The 16,399-nt window shown below is 71.1% G+C and carries 18 protein-coding genes; 8 read left to right on the forward strand and 10 right to left on the reverse strand.

The window, feature by feature from the left end:
- Complete coding sequence (locus tag ABGB01_RS04460) at positions 1–384, forward strand: VOC family protein (protein ID WP_347770564.1); 384 nt, start codon at positions 1–3, stop codon at positions 382–384.
- Here the strand turns inward: ABGB01_RS04460 and ABGB01_RS04465 are convergent.
- Positions 381–1,268 carry a TIGR03619 family F420-dependent LLM class oxidoreductase gene (locus ABGB01_RS04465; RefSeq protein WP_347770566.1) on the reverse strand — a complete coding sequence of 296 codons (888 nt, stop codon included), beginning with the start codon at positions 1,266–1,268 and terminating at the stop codon, positions 381–383. The genes ABGB01_RS04460 and ABGB01_RS04465 overlap by 4 nt on opposite strands.
- 394 nt (positions 1,269–1,662) lie before the next feature.
- On the opposite strand from ABGB01_RS04465, the gene ABGB01_RS04470 reads away from it, so the two are divergent.
- The 3 genes from ABGB01_RS04470 (at position 1,663) to ABGB01_RS04480 (ending at position 3,473) form a co-directional block, all read left to right on the forward strand.
- Positions 1,663–2,001 carry a hypothetical protein gene (locus ABGB01_RS04470; RefSeq protein WP_347770568.1) on the forward strand — a complete coding sequence of 113 codons (339 nt, stop codon included), beginning with the start codon at positions 1,663–1,665 and terminating at the stop codon, positions 1,999–2,001.
- 288 nt (positions 2,002–2,289) lie between these two features.
- Complete coding sequence (locus ABGB01_RS04475; protein ID WP_347770570.1) at positions 2,290–3,147, forward strand: phosphotransferase; 858 nt, start codon at positions 2,290–2,292, stop codon at positions 3,145–3,147.
- Positions 3,148–3,206: 59 nt separating this feature from the next.
- Positions 3,207–3,473 carry a zf-TFIIB domain-containing protein gene (locus ABGB01_RS04480; RefSeq protein ID WP_347621338.1) on the forward strand — a complete coding sequence of 89 codons (267 nt, stop codon included), beginning with the start codon at positions 3,207–3,209 and terminating at the stop codon, positions 3,471–3,473.
- A gap of 58 nt (positions 3,474–3,531) precedes the next feature.
- On the opposite strand, the gene ABGB01_RS04485 is transcribed toward ABGB01_RS04480, so the two are convergent.
- The 3 genes from ABGB01_RS04485 to ABGB01_RS04495 form a co-directional block, all read right to left on the reverse strand.
- Positions 3,532–4,500: a hypothetical protein gene (locus ABGB01_RS04485; RefSeq protein WP_347770572.1), complete on the reverse strand. Its 969-nt coding sequence runs from the start codon at positions 4,498–4,500 to the stop codon at positions 3,532–3,534.
- A gap of 37 nt (positions 4,501–4,537) precedes the next feature.
- Positions 4,538–6,190 carry an ABC-F family ATP-binding cassette domain-containing protein gene (locus ABGB01_RS04490; RefSeq protein WP_347770574.1) on the reverse strand — a complete coding sequence of 551 codons (1,653 nt, stop codon included), beginning with the start codon at positions 6,188–6,190 and terminating at the stop codon, positions 4,538–4,540.
- 241 nt (positions 6,191–6,431) lie between these two features.
- Positions 6,432–6,953, reverse strand: a complete 522-nt coding sequence (locus tag ABGB01_RS04495; protein ID WP_347770576.1) for a CGNR zinc finger domain-containing protein — start codon at positions 6,951–6,953, stop codon at positions 6,432–6,434.
- Between the two features lie 25 nt (positions 6,954–6,978).
- Between ABGB01_RS04495 and ABGB01_RS04500 the strand changes: the two genes are divergently transcribed.
- On the forward strand, positions 6,979–7,152 hold the full coding sequence (locus ABGB01_RS04500; protein ID WP_347770578.1) for a hypothetical protein: 174 nt from the start codon (positions 6,979–6,981) through the stop codon (positions 7,150–7,152).
- A 52-nt stretch (positions 7,153–7,204) separates the two neighbouring features.
- Complete coding sequence (locus ABGB01_RS04505) at positions 7,205–8,974, forward strand: long-chain fatty acid--CoA ligase (protein ID WP_347770580.1); 1,770 nt, start codon at positions 7,205–7,207, stop codon at positions 8,972–8,974.
- A gap of 111 nt (positions 8,975–9,085) precedes the next feature.
- Here ABGB01_RS04505 and ABGB01_RS04510 read toward each other — a convergent pair whose 3' ends face one another.
- Together ABGB01_RS04510 and ABGB01_RS04515 are read right to left on the reverse strand one after the other, a co-directional pair.
- On the reverse strand, positions 9,086–10,174 hold the full coding sequence (locus ABGB01_RS04510; protein ID WP_347770582.1) for an acyltransferase family protein: 1,089 nt from the start codon (positions 10,172–10,174) through the stop codon (positions 9,086–9,088).
- Positions 10,171–10,791 (reverse strand): TetR/AcrR family transcriptional regulator, encoded by a 621-nt coding sequence (locus ABGB01_RS04515; RefSeq protein ID WP_347770584.1) that lies wholly within the window; start codon positions 10,789–10,791, stop codon positions 10,171–10,173. The genes ABGB01_RS04510 and ABGB01_RS04515 overlap by 4 nt, the downstream gene beginning before the upstream one ends.
- Positions 10,792–10,904: 113 nt before the next feature.
- Between ABGB01_RS04515 and ABGB01_RS04520 the strand changes: the two genes are divergently transcribed.
- Positions 10,905–11,345: a YbaB/EbfC family nucleoid-associated protein gene (locus tag ABGB01_RS04520; protein WP_347770586.1), complete on the forward strand. Its 441-nt coding sequence runs from the start codon at positions 10,905–10,907 to the stop codon at positions 11,343–11,345.
- Positions 11,346–11,426: 81 nt separating this feature from the next.
- On the opposite strand, the gene ABGB01_RS04525 is transcribed toward ABGB01_RS04520, so the two are convergent.
- From ABGB01_RS04525 to meaB, 4 genes are all read right to left on the reverse strand, one after another.
- Complete coding sequence (locus ABGB01_RS04525) at positions 11,427–12,131, reverse strand: hypothetical protein (RefSeq protein WP_347770588.1); 705 nt, start codon at positions 12,129–12,131, stop codon at positions 11,427–11,429.
- The gene (locus ABGB01_RS04530) at positions 12,115–12,324 is read right to left on the reverse strand and encodes a hypothetical protein (RefSeq protein ID WP_347621348.1); all 210 of its coding nucleotides are present in this window, start codon (positions 12,322–12,324) and stop codon (positions 12,115–12,117) included. Before ABGB01_RS04530 ends, ABGB01_RS04525 begins: the two co-directional genes overlap by 17 nt.
- 296 nt (positions 12,325–12,620) lie before the next feature.
- Positions 12,621–12,746, reverse strand: coding sequence for a hypothetical protein (locus tag ABGB01_RS04535; protein WP_347770590.1), 126 nt, complete (start codon positions 12,744–12,746; stop codon positions 12,621–12,623).
- A gap of 16 nt (positions 12,747–12,762) precedes the next feature.
- The gene (gene meaB / locus ABGB01_RS04540) at positions 12,763–13,722 is read right to left on the reverse strand and encodes a methylmalonyl Co-A mutase-associated GTPase MeaB (RefSeq protein ID WP_347770592.1); all 960 of its coding nucleotides are present in this window, start codon (positions 13,720–13,722) and stop codon (positions 12,763–12,765) included.
- Between the two features lie 111 nt (positions 13,723–13,833).
- Here meaB and ABGB01_RS04545 point away from each other — a divergent pair, with 111 nt between their 5' ends.
- Positions 13,834–16,398 (forward strand): protein kinase, encoded by a 2,565-nt coding sequence (locus tag ABGB01_RS04545; protein WP_347770594.1) that lies wholly within the window; start codon positions 13,834–13,836, stop codon positions 16,396–16,398.
- The last annotated feature ends 1 nt before the right edge of the window (position 16,399 follow it).

A 16,399-nucleotide genomic window follows, 5' to 3' on the forward strand; every position in this document is an offset into this window, starting at 1 on the left:
ATGGCTGTCCACCTGAACCACACCATCGTCGCGGCGAAGGACAGAGACGCGACCGCCGCGTTCCTGGCCGACGTCCTGGGGCTGGAGCCGCCACCGGTCTACGGCCCGTTCCGCGTCGTCTCGCTCGGCAACGACGTCTCGCTCGACGTCGTCCAGGCGGGCGAGCCCGTGCATCCGCAGCACTACGCGTTCCTGGTCGGCGAGGAGGAGTTCGACCTGATCAAGGGGCGCATCGAGGAGCGCGGGCTGACCTACTGGGCCGACCCGCACCACCGGCGGCCGGGCGAGATCAACACCAACGACGGCGGCCGCGGCCTCTACTGGGAAGACCCCAACGGCCACAACCTGGAGATCATCACGGTGCCCTACGGCGGCGGAGCCTAGGGCGCCAGCGCCTCCAGGGCCTCCTCGGCCCGGCGCATCGCCTCCTCGGGCTCGGCTGTGACGATCTCGCGGTCGAAGTTGAGGTCGTGGAAGACGTCCGTCACGCCGCGGGCCGCCAGGCCGGCCACATCGGCTCTGATCTTGTCGTACGTGCCCGTCAGCGGACGGTCCTCGGCACCGGGCCGGACCTGGGTGACGCCCCGGCACACGAACCGGAACCCGGTCGCCTCGCGCCCCGACGCCGCCAGCTCCGCCTTGATCAGCTCCACCCTGCCCGCGATGCCGGACAGGTCCTCCCTGCTGGAGCTGACCCACCCGTCGGCCAGCCGGGCGGCGCGGCGCAGCGCGACCTCGGCGGTGCCGCCGAGCAGCAGGCGTGGCGGCGCGGGCACCGGCTTGGGGTCGATGTGGGCGGGCGGCACCCGGTAGAACTCCCCGTCGTGCTCGACCACGTCGTCGCGCCACGCCTTGCGCAGCACCTCGACGAACTCCTCGCCCCTGCGGCCGCGCCGCTCCATGCCGGCGCCCGCCGCCGTGAACTCCTCGGGCAGCCAGCCCAGCCCGATCCCGGCGGTGAGCCGTCCGCCCGCGACCGTCTGCAGCGTGGCCAGTTGCTTGGCCAGCAGCACCGGCGGCACGTAGACGTTGACCACGGCGACGCCCAGGCCGATCCCGCCCGTCACGCCCGACAGGTGCGCCAACGTGATCAGCGGGTCGTGCACGGCGCGGTAGGTCGGCCCCATCGGGTGCCCCACCGGATAGAGCAGCCGCTGGTACGTCCACAGCTCGTGGTAGCCGAGCTCCTCCGCCCGCGTGGCGACGCGGCGCATGTTGGCCGGGGTGGCCCATGGCCCTGACTGGGGGACTGCGAAACCCACTCTCATGCCCTCCAGTCTGACCGAGACGATCTCGTCCCGGGAACGGGCCTTCTGCTGCTGCCTCGGCGTTCGCGGTCCGGCATGCCGCCGCGGGTGCCGCTGGCCACCGTGTTGCGGATGCGGGGCTCGCTGACGCCCTTGCCCGCCAGGACGAGCGTTCTTCGATGACGGCGACGGGGATCCGCCGGCTACGCCAGTGGACGTTACCGGTCGGGGCACGGTTCCATGGTCAATCATGATGCGTAGAAGATCATCCGCCGCCGCCGTCGCCGTTGTTGTCGCTGTCGCGTTCGCCGCTCTCACGTCGTGTTCCACGGATTCTTCGAGCGTATCCCCCACCGAGGGTCAGCCCAGCAGGTCCGGCTCCGGGTCACCGGCGTCCAGTCCCACGGAGACGGCCATGCCGTCGCCCTCGCCGACCGGACCGTGCGCCGACGGGACGTGCGAAATCAAGGTCGCCGTGGGGGACGTCGTGACAGTGCCGGAAAAGTACGGCCTCGGACCGATCGAGGTGACAGCGATCACCGGCGGCGCGGTCGAGATGTTCGCGCCGCTGACCGGGTCGGGCTACAGCATCTCGGGCTGTTCCGGTGGCGGCGGCGTGTCGTCGGAGGGCGGCGGCGGTGTCCGGCTGAGCTGCGACCAGGGAACCGTAGCGACCATCAACGACGCGATGAGCCTGGAGGTCGCCGAGATCCTCGACACCGCCGCCGTCCTCCGTATCGAACCCGCTGGGTGACGTACGGCTCGCTGCGAGAGGTCGCTCAGCGGGTTCTGCCGGTGGCCACCCGGTACGAGGGCAAGGAGCGTGCTGGAAGCCGGCGGCGCCGGCACGTGCGGCACGCTTGCGGCTTACGACCCCCCGTCAGTGCGCACGACCTCGCCAGTCGGCAGCCCACGCGATCAGGTTCGCGATCCGCAGCAGGTTGGCGTAGCCGTCGCAGCGGAGCTCCAGGACCTCCGTGTCGCGCTCTGGCGATGGCACCCGGCGGCACGCGCCCCCAGCACTGCCGAATAGTCTGTACCGGTGAGTCTGGAGGCGGAGCTGGCGGGCGTCGCCGCGGCGTACGGCGGCACGGGCGTGCCCGAGCTGCACCCGACCCGCACCGATGTCGTGGTGTTACGCAGGGGCGAGGTCGTGGTGAAGGCTCACTCGGCGCGTGACGACGCCGGGGCGTTGCGGCCGAGGTTACGGGCCGCCGCCTCGGCCGCGGTGAGCGGCGTGATGCTGGCCCCGCTGGAGCCCGAGGTGCTGACGGTGGCCGGGCGCGCGGTGACGGTGTGGCCCGCGGGGCGGCCTGTCGCGCGCGACGACGATCCGGGCTGCGCCCCGTGGGAGGAGGGGGCCAGGCTGCTGGCCCGGCTGCACGCCGTCCCCCTGACGCTGCTGCCGGTCCTGCCCGCGGCCGGTGGGCCCGCGAGGGCCGCCCGCGCGGTGGGGCGCATGTCCGGGGACGGCCCGGTCGCGCGGCTCGTCAGGAGGGCCTTCATGCGCCTGCCCGCGACCGACCCGCAGCCGGGGCTGCTCACGCACGGCGACTGGCATCTGGGCCAGCTGGTCGACCGCGACGGGTGGCTGCTCATCGACGTCGACGATCTCGGCGTCGGCGACCCGGCGTGGGATCTCGCCAGGCCGGCCGCCTGGTACGCCGCAGGCCTGCTCGCCCCGGACGTCTGGGCCCGGTTCCTGGGGGCCTACCAGGCCTCCGGCGGACCTGCGCTGGGCCAGGGCGACGACCCGTGGCAGCGGCTCGACGTACCGGCCAGGGCGCTCACCATCCAGCTGGCCGCCGTCGCGGTGGTCAACGCCGAACGCGAGAGCCGGGAACTGGACGAGGTGGAGCATTCGTTGATCGAAGCGTGCAACAGAATCGTCCGGGCGTGACGGGGTTGCGCGCGGTAGGTTTCACCCTGGAGACCTCAGAGCCAAGGAGAGCGACTCAGATGCATTGCCCCAAGTGCCACGGAAACATGCGGACCTATGAGCGCAACGGCGTCCACATCGAGCAGTGCGACAACTGCCGCGGGATCTTCCTCGACTACGGCGAGCTCGAGACGCTGTCCCGGATGGAGTCGCAGTATCACTCGGCTCCCCCTCCCGCCCCCGGCCCCGGCCCCGCGTGGGGCGCACCGCACGGCGGCCACGGCGGCCACTACGGACACAAGGGTCACCGCAAGGGCAGCTGGGTGGGCATGCTGTTCTCGAGCTGAGCCGGCTCGTCTCGTCGAGGGCCGCGCACCGGGCGGGTGCGCGGCCCTCGCGCGGTTCTCAGCCGGGGAAGTCGTCCGGGTCCACCGGGGAGGTGCGGGCGTTGCCGCCGGAGATGGCGTGCAGGGTGACCCGCCAGTCGTGCCAGCGAATCTGCGTGGCGGTGTAGGTCGTCCTGAACTTCACCGTCTTCTGGAACCTCTCGAAGCTGCAGTCGCGGGTGAACGCCTTGCGCTTGCCGTCCCAGTCGACGCCGTGCGTGAAATAGATCCGGTACGTGCCGTCGCGCACGCCCCGCACCTTGTACGTCGCGTTCTTGCGCACGTAGACGCTGAACGCCTTGCTGCCGCCCCGCACGGCGGTGATCACCGCGTCGCGGCTGCCGCCGTTGTCGATCTCCAGTGAGCTGCGGCCGTTGAGCGTGCTCTTGCGCACGTACGAGCCGTTGCGCAGCCTCCTGTTCTGCTTCTTCCCGGCCGTCACGCCGACGACGTCGGCCTTGTAGTCTCCGGCGCTCTCCAGGGCCTCTCCGGCCTCGTCGAGCTGGTCCAGCGCGTCGTCGAGGTCGGTGAGCACGGCCGAGGAGGTGCACAGGTCCCTGTCGCCGACCTTGTCGCCGGTGGAGGCCAGCGCGGACGCGACGGCGCGCAGGCCGGCGACGTAGGCGTCGTGCTGGGCGCGTACGGACTCGGGCGGGGTGAGGCCGGCCAGCTCGTCGGCGCCCCCGCTCAGGGCCGTTTCCGCGCGGCCGAGCCGCTGGTCCAGCGCTTTGAGACCGCGCGCGCCCGCCAGCGCGTCGAGCGCGTCGCGGATCGGCTTACGCTCGCTGCCGAGCTCGTCCTTGTACGCCTCGGGGGTGAGGGCGGTCGCGCTGGGCGCGGCGGGCGTGGCGCCGCTGACCGAGGGGGCGCCGCCCTGGCCGCCGGCCTTCGACTCGCCCCCCGTGGGCGAGGGCGAACCGGCCGAGCACGCGCACAGTGTGAGGGTTGTCAGGGCGAGAACGCAGGGAATCAACCGCGGTGCTGCCACCTGCCACACTATCGCCCGGTTGATCCCCGGCCGTCAATCATGTTTCGGCCAGTCCGGCCTCCCTGTCCTGGTGCAGCCAGCGGGTGATCCCCAGCGTCTCCAGGAACGGCATGTCGTGGCTCGCCACGATGAGCGCGCCCCGGTAGGCCGACAGCGCCTGCGCGAGCTGACCGACGCTGGCCATGTCGAGGTTGTTGGTCGGCTCGTCGAGCAGGAGCAGCTGCGGCGGTGGCTCGGCCGACAGCAGCGCGGCCAGCGTCGCGCGGAAGCGCTCGCCGCCCGACAGCGTCCCGGCCGCCTGGTTGGCCCGCTCACCCCTGAACAGGAAGCGCGCCAGGCGGGCGCGCACCTCGTTCACCGAGGCGGAGGGGGCGGCGGCGCGCACGTTGTCCACCACGCTCAGCGAGTCGTCCAGCAGGTCGAGCCGCTGCGGCAGGTAGCGGACGGGCACGTGGGCGCCGTGCGCCAGGATCCGCCTGAGCAGCGTGGTCTTGCCCGAGCCGTTCGGCCCGAGCAGCGCGATGCGCTCCGGTCCGCGCACGACCAGGGTCTCCAGCACGGCCATGCGGACCTCCTCAGCGCCGTCCTCAGCGCCGTTCTCAGAACCGTCCTCAGGACCGTCCTCTCGCGTGGCGGCTGCTCCCCCCGGGGGCGGGTCCAGCGGGAGGGTCAGGACCGTACGGCCGGCCGGCACCTCGGTGCCCGGCAGCTGGATGCGGATCTCCGCGTCGTCGCGCACCGACTGCTCGGCCTCGGTCAGCCGCTCGCGGGCCTCCTCCAGCTTCTCCATGTGCAGGGAGCGCTGCTTGCCCGCGCTCACCTGGGCCTTGCGCTTGAGCCCGTTCGCGACGATCTTCGGCGCCTTCTTGTTCTCGAACGCCTTCCTGCCCGTGCGCAGGCCCCTGTCGATCCTGGTGCGAGCCTCGACGAGCTCGCGCTGCTGCCGTCTCACCTCGCCTTCCGCGGTGCGCACCGTACGTTCGGCGGCCTCCTGCTCGGCCGCGACCTGCTCCTCGTAGGCGCTCAGGTTGCCGCCGTACATGCGCACGGCGCCGTCGCGCAGCTCGGCGATCTGATCGACGAGGTCGAGCAGCGCCCGGTCGTGGCTGACGAGCAGCAGCACGCCCTGCCAGGCGGACACGGCGGCGTAGAGCCTCCGCCTGGCGTCGAGATCGAGGTTGTTGGTGGGCTCGTCGAGCAGCAGCACGTCGGGCCGTTTCAGCAGCTGGGCGGCGAGCGCGACCATGACGCTCTCGCCGCCGGACAGCGTGCCGACCGTGCGGTCCAGGCCGATGTGGGCGAGGCCGAGGCGGTCGAGCTCGGCCCGCGCGCGTTCCTCGACGTCCCAGTCGTCGCCGACCGCGGTGAAATGCTCCTCGGCGACGTCGCCGCTCTCGATGGCGTGCAGCGCCGTCCTCGTCGCGCTGATCTCCAGCAGGTCGGACACGGTACGGCCGGCGGCGAGCGGCACGCTCTGCGGCAGGTATCCCACCTCCCCCGAGACGGAGACGGACCCGGACCGCGGGGCCAGCTCGCCAGCGATGATCTTGATCAGGGTGGACTTGCCCGATCCGTTGAGCCCGATGAGCCCCGTACGCCCCGCGGGAAACGCGGCGTCGAGCCCGTCGAGCACCTTGCCGCCGTCCGGCCAGGCGAAGGAGACATGATCGAGGACAAGAGAGAAAGACATAAGGCGGCTCCCAATCACAAACGTCGAAATGTCGTGACGTGGCGGGAAATCACCGCATAGACGCGCAACCCAGGGGAACTCGTACGGAGTCCGTGATCGAAGCGAGGATGTCGCCGAGGTCAGGTGTGCGCGCAGGCCCAGGACAGGGCGGAACGGCGCGGTGCCCGCGACCTCAGATCCTCACGTCGGCTGCCCCCACGGATCGGCGATAAGACGACCGGAAGTTTATGCGACGTGCAGATCACCTGGCAAGGCCGCGTGCCCGATGCGCCGCGACGTTGACCCTGTTGGCGCAGGCCGGCGAGCAGAACCGGCGGCGCCCGTTGCGCGAGGTGTCGATGTAGACGACACCGCAGCCGTCCCTGTCGCACCGCCCCAGCCGCCGGCCGCCGGCGAACGACATGGCCATGGCCAGGCCGCCGGCCGTGGTGTCCTTCGCCCTGGCCACGATGTCGGCGTCGACCGAGAAGAAGTGCAGGTGGGGCTCGCGGCCGTCGTGGGCGCTCACGTACGGCTTGGACGCGGTCACGTCGAGCAGCTCGTTGACCAACCTGATCTGGGTGTCCTGGTCGAGCTCCCCGAACACCGGGCGGAGCCGTCGTGCCCACTCCCGCAGCTCCCCCGCCTGTGCCGGGGTGACGGCTGCGCGCAGCAGGCGGTGCTCGGTGAGGATCGCCTCGACCGCCGCCGGGCTGAAGTCGGTCGCGTTGACCAGCGCCGCCGCGAGGGCCGCCCCGTTGCCGCCGTAAGCGTTGAAATGCACAAGGCCATTACATCAGGTTGGAATCATGCACTCCGCAGATCAGCACGACCCTCTCGCCCTGACCGTCGTCTCCTCTCACCGCACGTCCGAGGGCCTGGTCTCCTACCTGAGGTGCGCCTGCGGCGTCTGGGAGGTGCGAACCTCACGCATGGTCGCGACCGCCGCTCCCGGAGGACGGTCGATCAGGACCATCGACTGAGACGCCGCCGTGGTCCTAGAGTCGGCCCCACACACCCTCCAGGAGGTCAGGCATGTCCAGCATTCCGTCCTTGCTGCGCGACAGGATCGCGGCGACTCCAGACGCCGAGGCGTACCGGGTGCCCTCCGACGAAGGCTGGAGCTCGCTGTCATGGCGGGAGGTGGGCGAGCGGGTGCGCGGCCTGGCGCTGGGGCTGGCCCGGCTCGGCGCCGGGCCGGGCACGCGCGTGTCGATCCTCTGCTCCACCAGGCTCGAATGGATCCTGGCCGACCTGGCGGTGTTGTCCACGGGGGCGGCCACGACGACGATCTACCCGTCCAACACGGCCGCCGAGTCCGCCTTCGTCATCACCGACTCGGGCAGCACGATCGTCATCGCCGAGAACGACGACCAGGTCGCCAAGATCAGGTCCGTGCGGAAGGAACTGCCCGACGTCACCCACGTCGTGGTGATCGACGGCTCGCCGGGCGACGACGGCTGGGTGATCACCCTCGACTCGCTCGGCGAGGACCCCGCGGGCGGCGACTACGACGCCATGGTCGACGCCATCGCCCAGGACGACCTGGCCACGCTCATCTACACCTCGGGCACCACCGGCAGGCCCAAGGGCGTGGAGCTGACCCACGACAACTGGCTCTACGCGGCCGGCGCCGTGCGCGAGATCGAGCTGATCTCCGCGTCCGACCTGCACTTCCTGTGGCTGCCGCTGTCGCACTCGTTCGGCAAGCTGCTGGAGGTCGTGATGATCGACGCCGGCGTGCCCACGGCGATCGACGGCCGGCTCGACAAGATCGCCGACAACCTGGGCGTGCTGCGGCCGACGGTCATGGCGGCCGCGCCGCGCATCTTCGAGAAGATCCACAACACGGTCGTGGCCAACGTGCGGCGCGAGGGCGGCGCGAAGCTGCCCATCTTCACCTGGGCGAAGCGGACGGGCATCAGGGTCGCGCGTGCCCGCCAGCGCGGTGTCTCCGTCCCGATCACCACGAGGATCGAGTACGCCCTGGCCGACCGCCTGGTCTTCGCCAAGCTCCGCGAACGGTTCGGCGGCCGGATCCGCTTCTTCATCTCGGGCGCCGCCCCTCTGTCGCAGGACATCGCCGAGTTCTTCGACGCGGCCGGCCTGACGATCCTCGAGGGGTACGGCCTGACCGAGTCGTCGGCCGGCAGCTTCCTCAACCGGCCCGAGTCGGTGCGGTTCGGGACGGTCGGGCAGCCGTTCCCCGGCACCGAGGTGCGCATCGCCGACGACGGCGAGATCCTGATCGGCGGGCGCGGCATCATGCGCGGCTACCACGGCCTGCCGGAGGAGACGGCGGCGGCCCTGCAGGACGGCTGGCTCCACACGGGCGACATCGGCGAGCTCGACGAGGCCGGGCGGCTGGTCATCACCGACCGCAAGAAGGAGCTGATCAAGACCTCGGGCGGGAAATACGTGGCGCCGACCTACCTGGAGGGCCGGATCAAGGCCGCCTGCCCGTACGCGTCCCACGTGTTCGTGCACGGCGACCGGCGCAACTACGTGACGGCGCTGGTCACCCTCGACATGGACGTCGTCAGGCCGTGGGCGCAGGCCGAGTCGCTGCCCTCGGACCCCCGCGAGCTGTGCGAGCACCCGCGCATGCGCGCGGAGGTCGAGAAGGCGATCGATCAGGTCAACGCCGGCGAGGCGAGCTACGCGACGGTCAAGAAGTTCGCGATCCTCGCTGACGACTTCACCGTCGAGACGGGCGAGCTGACCCCCAGCCTCAAGATCAAGCGCAAGGCGGTGGAGGAGCTCCACGGCGACGTCCTCGACTCCTTCTACGCCTCGCCGGCCTGATCCTGCACCTCCCGGTGCGCCCGCGGCACCGCGGGGCCGGCCTGGTCGCCGTCGGCACGATCACGTACGTGCGCGTGGCCGGCGGCCGGGCCGCCCCGCTGCCGGAGATGCTCACAACACCCGCTTGGCTCCGGGCAGCGACCGCACCGCGTAGGCCAGCGCCCAGCACGCGGGCAGCGCGATGACGAGCATGATGGCGAACTTGACGATCGCGATCGCCTGGATCGGGCTCAGCGCGTAGCCGAGGGCGACCAGCACGAGCGGGTGGATGATGTAGACGGTGAAGGCGTGGTCGGACAGGAACCTGCCGCGCGGCCCCTGATTGCCGAAGCGCTCACGGAAGACCACGGTCAGCCCGATGATCATGCCGACCGCGAAGACCGACTCCCACAGGGCCGTCAGCGCCGACGACAGTGCGCCGGCCGTCATGAACTGCGCCGGCACCAGCACCGCGCTGGACACGCCCGCCGCGACGAGGCCGAGCGGCCCGGCCTTGGCCGGCAGCGTCTCGAACCAGCCGCGCCTGAAGGCGACGCACCCGAGCACGAACATGGCCGCGTACTGCGGCAGGCACTGCGGCGAAGGCAGCCCGAGCACCGGCACGTAGCTGCCGGTCGGCACCGGGATCCGCCACAGGAACGTCGCGACCGCCAACCCCAGGACGAACAGCGCGATCCAGCCGAACCTGAGAGGGACCGAACGCTGGTCGACCGGCCGGCGCCGGCTCCGCCACACCACGTAGACCAGCGCGAAGACGATCAGCACCTCCGCGAACCACATGGGCCCCGGGTCCCAGGAGCCGATGTAGTAGTGCCAGTACGGCATGCCCGCGGGCGCGGCCCACTCGGCGTATCCGGAGAAGTTGACCAGCGGCCGCAGCAGGAAGAGGAAGACGAGCAGCGGGATGCCCAGCCGTATGAGCCGGTCGCGCATGAAGGCGCGGCCGCCCTTGCGGTCGTAGGAGCGGGGGGTGAAGAAGCCGGAGATGAGGAAGAAGAAGCCCATGAAGAACGCCTGGTTGAAGGAGACCAGGAGGTCGAGCAGTCCACCTGAGGGGTCCTTGGCGGGCTCGGTGTAGAACCAGAGGGGGATGTTTCCGTAGGTGACCGCCACGTGGTGGGCGACGACCAGCACGGTCAGCACGATCCTCAGGTTGTCGACCGCGTGGAGGCGGGTCGTGGCCCTTGGCTCGGTCTTCATGCTGTGCATGCCCTTTCGAAGATGTCGGCCAGTTCCCTGGCGTGCGCGTCGAGATCGTGATCGGGGTAGGCGACCCAGTAGGCGAACATGTTGTCGATGGCGGAGGACTGCGTGACGGCCATGACACGGCGGTCGAAGGGCCGGAACTCTCCGCTCTGCTGGCCCATCGCATAGATCCCTTCCAGCAGCCGGAAGATCTCCTCGTTGGCCTTGATCCCGTAGCGCGGGCGCCCGTTGTCGCCCCTGAGGTTGGCGAAGATCTCTCCCAGCGCCTTCAGCTGCGCGCGGTGGCCGCGCATGTGCTCGGCGACGCCGAGAATGTAGGCCCTGAGCAGGTCGCGGGCCGAGCTCAGGCCCTGCATCCTGGCCGCCACGGCCTCGGAGATGAGGGCGTAGGCCCGTTCGACCACCTCCACCATCAACTCGTCCTTGCCGGCGAAGTGGTAGGAGATGACGCCCTTGCTGATGCCCGCATGCTGGGCTATGCGCGCCAGCGAGGCCTGGGAGAACCCGCCCTCGGCGATCACCTCCACGGCGGACGCGACGATCTGGGCACGCCTGGCCTCCTCGATGAAGGAGCGCCGCTTCTGGCCACTCGGCTCATTTTCTGACCGCATGGCCAAAATCTAGCACACGTGGCAAAGGTCCTGCCGCCGTGCCTGGATGGCGCGACAGAAGCGACTTGTGCTATTTACCGTCTGTTGAATTTCACACACAACGGAGGAAACCGGTGGAGAGCCCGCTTGGCAGCTTCGCGAACATCGACGTCGAGGCGTTCCTGCGAGATTCCCAGCAGCGCGCGAGCAGATTCGCGACCGCACAGAAGGAGGCCGCGGCGGTGGTCGGCCGGGCCACAGCGGCCAACGGGCACATCGTGGTTGAATGCACCGCGCAGGGCGGCGTGACCCGGCTCGACATCGATCCGAGGGCGAAGCGGATGAGCGTCAAGGAGATGTCCGAAGCGATTCTCGCCGCCATCCGTGACGCCGACGCCGACCTCCAGCGCCAGGTTTCCACGATCATGGGCGACTCGTTCGGTGGCCTGGACCCCGCACTGGCCGACCCGGACACGGCACTGGCGAAGGTCGCCGAGGCGCAGCAGGCGTTCGACAGCATGATGAACGACGCCATGGGCGAGCTGGATCGCCTGCGGAGGAAACTCGGCTACTGAAGGAGTCTTCGCGGGACGGGGCCCATCCCTGCCCCGCCAGGGAGGGCGGGACGGGGATGGGCCCCGCCCCGCCAGGGAGGATCAGACGTCCGCGGTGCTGCCGCCTTCCTGCCGCCCCGCCCCGTATGAGGGCTTGAGGCCGTCGGTGAGGGTGAACTCGGCAGCGATGGCGCCGGCGGCCGCCAAACCGACACCCATCGCGGAACGGGCGAGGAAACGCTGCAACTGCCTGACCCTTCCGTCGATGCCCGCCGCCACCGAATCCATGACGAGGCGGCCGTACAGGCGCCCTCCCGGCCCCATGAGCAAGCTCTTGGCCGCAGTCGCCGCTCCCACGCTCGCCGCGAGGAAACTGAGGTAGATCCCGAACGTCTGCAGGTTGGCCACCCACCTGAGTATGGTCGACAGGGTTCGGGCGGAGTCGGACGCGGTGTCCGACGCCAGAGCGTAGCCGTCCATCCGTTCCCCGTAGAGTTCGCGCTCCGGGGCCTGCCAGTTCGCCTGCGAGACGCCGTCGTGCTGCTGCTGCGCCGTTCGGCCCGCGGCGTACAAGCCGCCGCCGAAGGAACTCCAGCCGTCCGCCGCCCTGTGTACCACCTGGGGGTCGGTCGGCACCGTCAGCCCGTACGTGAGCACCGTCCTCTCCAGGTGCGGGAAGACGCAAGCGCTGAACACCAACATGGCGAGGGTGAGGTACTGCAGGTTCTTGAGGTCGCCGCCCTCGTCGCCGGGCTGCCACGGGCTGGGGGTCCCGCCGGGGACGGGGATCTTAAATCCGTCGGACATGCTCTTCGTTCCTGGTTTCCGCGATCTCGATGTTGCCGGCGACCGAGTGCAGCCCTTCCCGGCGCTGGTGCAGTCCGGCGATGGCGTTGGTGACCGTGCTCTCGGCGTAGCCGACGATCTTGTCGTGTTCCAGCGCGAACGGGAAGCCGAGCACGCCCATGGCGAACGGCCCCATGCGCATGTTCGGGGGCATGCGACCGGCCTCGTTCAGATGTGACACCGCAGAGGTGTCGTCGCTGTCGTCAGTGAGAGCGTCACCCAGCGCTCTGATCGCCGGTAAATGATGGATACGTGATACTTCGTCCCCTACCACACCTGCTCCAATTGCACGATGTATGACTCAAGAGGCAATAGTAACGAGGTGTTGCGAAAGGTGCACGCAGGGCAGCGGTGGCATGGGGCATCGCTGGGTGAGGCCGTCGCGATCCGCCACGTCAATGCCCCGGCCCGGGCATCGTCCATGACGCCGTTCGCGCCGCCTGACAAGCGTCAGAACCGCAGCCAGCCGATCCGGTCGTACCAGGTGCCGCCGGAGGCGAGGTGATCGGCGACGGCCCTTTCCAGGCGCGTGCGGCGCGGCAGGCGGGCCGGGTCGGCGGGGTCCACGCCGAACACCGGCCACCGCCGGAGATCACGGACGTTCGAACGCCGACAGCAGGCGGTCGGCCGCGAGCGCGGGAGTGAGGTCGCCCGCGAGGACGTCGCGCTCCACCTCCTCGGTGATCGCCGCGACGCCCGGATCGTGGCGCAGCTCCGCCAGCAACCGGTCCCGCACCAGGGTCCAGGTCCACCGCACCAGCTGCCGGCGGCGCTTGGCGGGCAGGTCGATCGCCTGCTCGTGAGCCAGGACCTGCCGCCAGAGCTTGTCCAGCCCGTCACCGGTCAGGCCGCTGCAGGTCAGCACGGGCGGCGGCGTCGAGTCGGAGCGGAGCATGCGCAGCGCTCCCGCCAGCTCGCGCGCGGCCTTCCTGGCCGGCAGCTCGTGGTCGCCGTCGGCCTTGTTGACCGCGATCACGTCGGCCAGCTCCAGCACGCCCTTCTTGATCCCCTGGAGCTGGTCGCCGGTCCGCGCCAGCGTGAGCAGCAGGAACGTGTCGACCATGTCGGCCACGGCGGTCTCCGACTGGCCGACCCCGACCGTCTCGACCAGCACGACGTCGAACCCGGCCGCCTCCACGACCACCATGGCCTCCCTGGTGGCCTTGGCGACGCCGCCGAGGGTGCCGGACGTGGGCGAGGGGCGGATGAAGGCGGAGGGGTCGGCCGACAGCCGGGCCATGCGGGTCTTGTCGCCGAGAATGCTGCCGCCCGTCCTGGTGGAGGAGGGGTCCACGGCCAGCACCGCCACCTTGTGACCCTGCTCGGTGAGCATGGTGCCGAAGGCGTCGATGAACGTCGACTTGCCCACGCCGGGCACGCCGGAGACGCCCACCCTGCGCGCGTGCCCGGACTGCGGGGTCAGCTCGACGAGCAGTTGCTGGGCCAGGGCCATGTGGTCGGCCCTGGTCGACTCGACGAGCGTGATCGCCCGGCCGATCCACGTACGCGAGCCGGCGCGTACGCCGCGGGCGTAGTCCTCCAGCGAGTGCACCCGTCTTACCCCTTTCTTCCCAGTTGATCAGCCTAATGTCTTACAAGGCTTGACATTTGCCAGTAGGGTGCTGGAGTTCTGATCTCAGCCGTCACAGGAGTCACTCCCCTCATGCCCAACGTCGAACCCCTTCACGAGGGCGACCCGGCAGCGGTGGGGCCGTACCGGCTGGTCGGGCGGCTCGGCGCGGGCGGCCACGGCGTCGTCTACCTCGGCCAGGCACGCAACGGAACCCCCGTCGCCGTCAAGGCGCTGCGCGAGGGGATCGTCATGGGCGGCCGGCTGGTCGAGGACATCGCCACCGCGCGCATGGTCGAGCCCTTCTGCATCGCGCGCGTGCTCGACGCGTCGACCAGCGGCAGGGCGTACATCGTGGCCGAGTACGTGGACGGGCCCTCGCTCCAGCAGGCCGGCCGGCACGCCGGCGTGGAGCTGCAGCGGCTCGCCGTGGCGACCGCGACCGCGCTGGACGCGATCCACCAGGCGGGCGTGCTCCACGGGGACTTCAAACCGGCCAACGTGCTGCTCGGGCCCGAGGGGCCGCAGGTGGTGGACTTCGGCATCGCGGCGGCGCTCGGGTCGGGCATGAAGGCGACCAGCACCATCGTGGGAACGCCCGCGTACATGGCCCCCGAGCAGCTCGCGGGCAAGCCGGTGGGCGCGCCCGCGGACGTGTTCGCGTGGGCGTCGGTGATCGTGTTCGCGGCCACGGGGGTGCCGCCGTTCGGGGACGACTCGCTGCCCGTAGTGATCAACCGCATCGTGAACGAGGAGCCGCAACTCGGCGAACTGCCGCGGCCGCTGCGCGAGGTCGTGCCGACGTGCCTGGCCAAGGATCCGGCAGCCCGCCCCACGATGCGCGACGTACTGCTCCACCTGACCGCGCCCCAGCGCAAGGGCACGCCCTCCGCACAGAGCACCCCTTCCGCGGAGGCCACGCCCCCCGCGCCGGGCACCGCCTCCCACCAGGGCGCCGCCTCCCCTCGCGGCGCCGGCTCCAAGTCCTCCGGTTCCGGGCAGGGCACGCACTCTCCGGAGGCGGAGGGCTCGCAGCAGGCGCCCGCGTACGACGCGCCCTACCAGACGCCTGAGCACCAGAACGCCGGCCAACCGGCCAGGAACGACACCCCCGACTGGCTCTGGGAGCAGACACCGGAGCCGGCTTCCACCGAGCCCGCGGCGGGGCCCGGCAGCGAACAGCCCGCGCACGACGCTCCCGGACAGGGAGCCCTGCCGGACGCGCCCGGCCAAGCCGCCTGGCCCGATATGCCCGGCCAGCCTGGGTTCGAGACACCCGGCCAGTCCGGGCGCGACATGCCCGGCCGGCCTGCGTTCGATACGCCCGATCGGCCCCGGCTGGAGACGGCCGACTCGGCGGCCTGGCAGCAGACCGCCGACCAGACTCTCGATCAGGAAGCGTCCCCGCCCCCCGGCAGCTCCGCCGGTGAGCCGCCGCCCCTCGGCAGGGTCGTCGGCGAGCCCCTGCCCAGGCGCAGGACCAGACCGCCGCAGCAGGGCGGGGCTCCCGGTGATCCCGCTTCCTACCAGGGCCCCGGGCAGGCCGCGTACCCGTCGCCTGATCACCAGCCGGGCGGTGGCCCGCACGGGCTGGGCCGCGAGGTCCAGGATCCGCAGGGAGACCCGGCACAGGAAGGCCCATCGCAGGGAGGCCCCGCGCAAGGAGGTCCGGCGCAGGATGGCTCGCCGCTCCAGGCGCTGTTCGATCTGTCGTCGCCGGTCGAGTCCACGCCCGGGCACGGCACGCAGCAGGCGTTCGGGCAGGGCGCGCCGCACGGCTCCCCTGCCGGGTTCGGAGCACCGTCCGGACACGGGACCTACGAGCCACCGTCCGGACACGGGACCTACGAGCCACAGATCGGACACGGGACGCACGACGAGGGGCAGGACCGGTACGGCGGGCAGGCGTCCGAGGTGCCGGCGTGGTCGGAGCCGCCCGCGCCGTTCGCCGCGAAGCAGGGGCTCGAGCCGGCGCCGTTCGAGTCTCAGCCGCATGCCTCCGTGCCTCCTCACGCGCCCGAGTCGACGCACTCGGTGCCGACGCCGCAGTCCTCGGCGCTCGTGGACGCCCTGGTGGCCGGCGAGAGAACATCCGCGGCTCCCCCGCCGAGGAAACGGCGCCGGGCGAAGAAGGTGATCGTCGCCTGCGTCTCCGGTGTGTGCGCGCTCGCCCTCGGCGGCGCCATCGTCTGGCTCACCCCCACCAAGCCCACTCCCAAGACCACGAGACTCGCCGTCGTCAGCGACGCGCCGACGGCCTCTCCGTCCGCCACCAAGGCCGAGCGGCCAAGGCGCAGCCGTACCACCACCCCCCAGCCCGACGACTCGACCGGCACCGGCCGCGCCACGAAAGGCCGGCTGAGGCTGGTCTACGTACGGGCCGGAGGCACCAGGACCGGCGACTGCTGGGCCGGCGGCGAGGCGACGCTGCAGGCGCTGGTCGAGCGGACCGGCGAGGCGGTGACCTTCGCCTACACCTGGTACGTCGACGGGTCCGCCATCGGCCGCGCGACGGCGGGGGTCTCGCGGAACGGCCGGCGCTATCTGGCCGCGCCGCGCAACCTCACGAGTGCGGGGGGCGTCCACAAGGTCACGTTGCGGATCACCTCCCCCCTCACCACCCAGCGGACCGTCTCCGTCACCATGTGCCCGCACTAGC

Source organism: Nonomuraea sp. B5E05, assembly GCF_039880665.1.
Taxonomy (GTDB): domain Bacteria; phylum Actinomycetota; class Actinomycetes; order Streptosporangiales; family Streptosporangiaceae; genus Nonomuraea.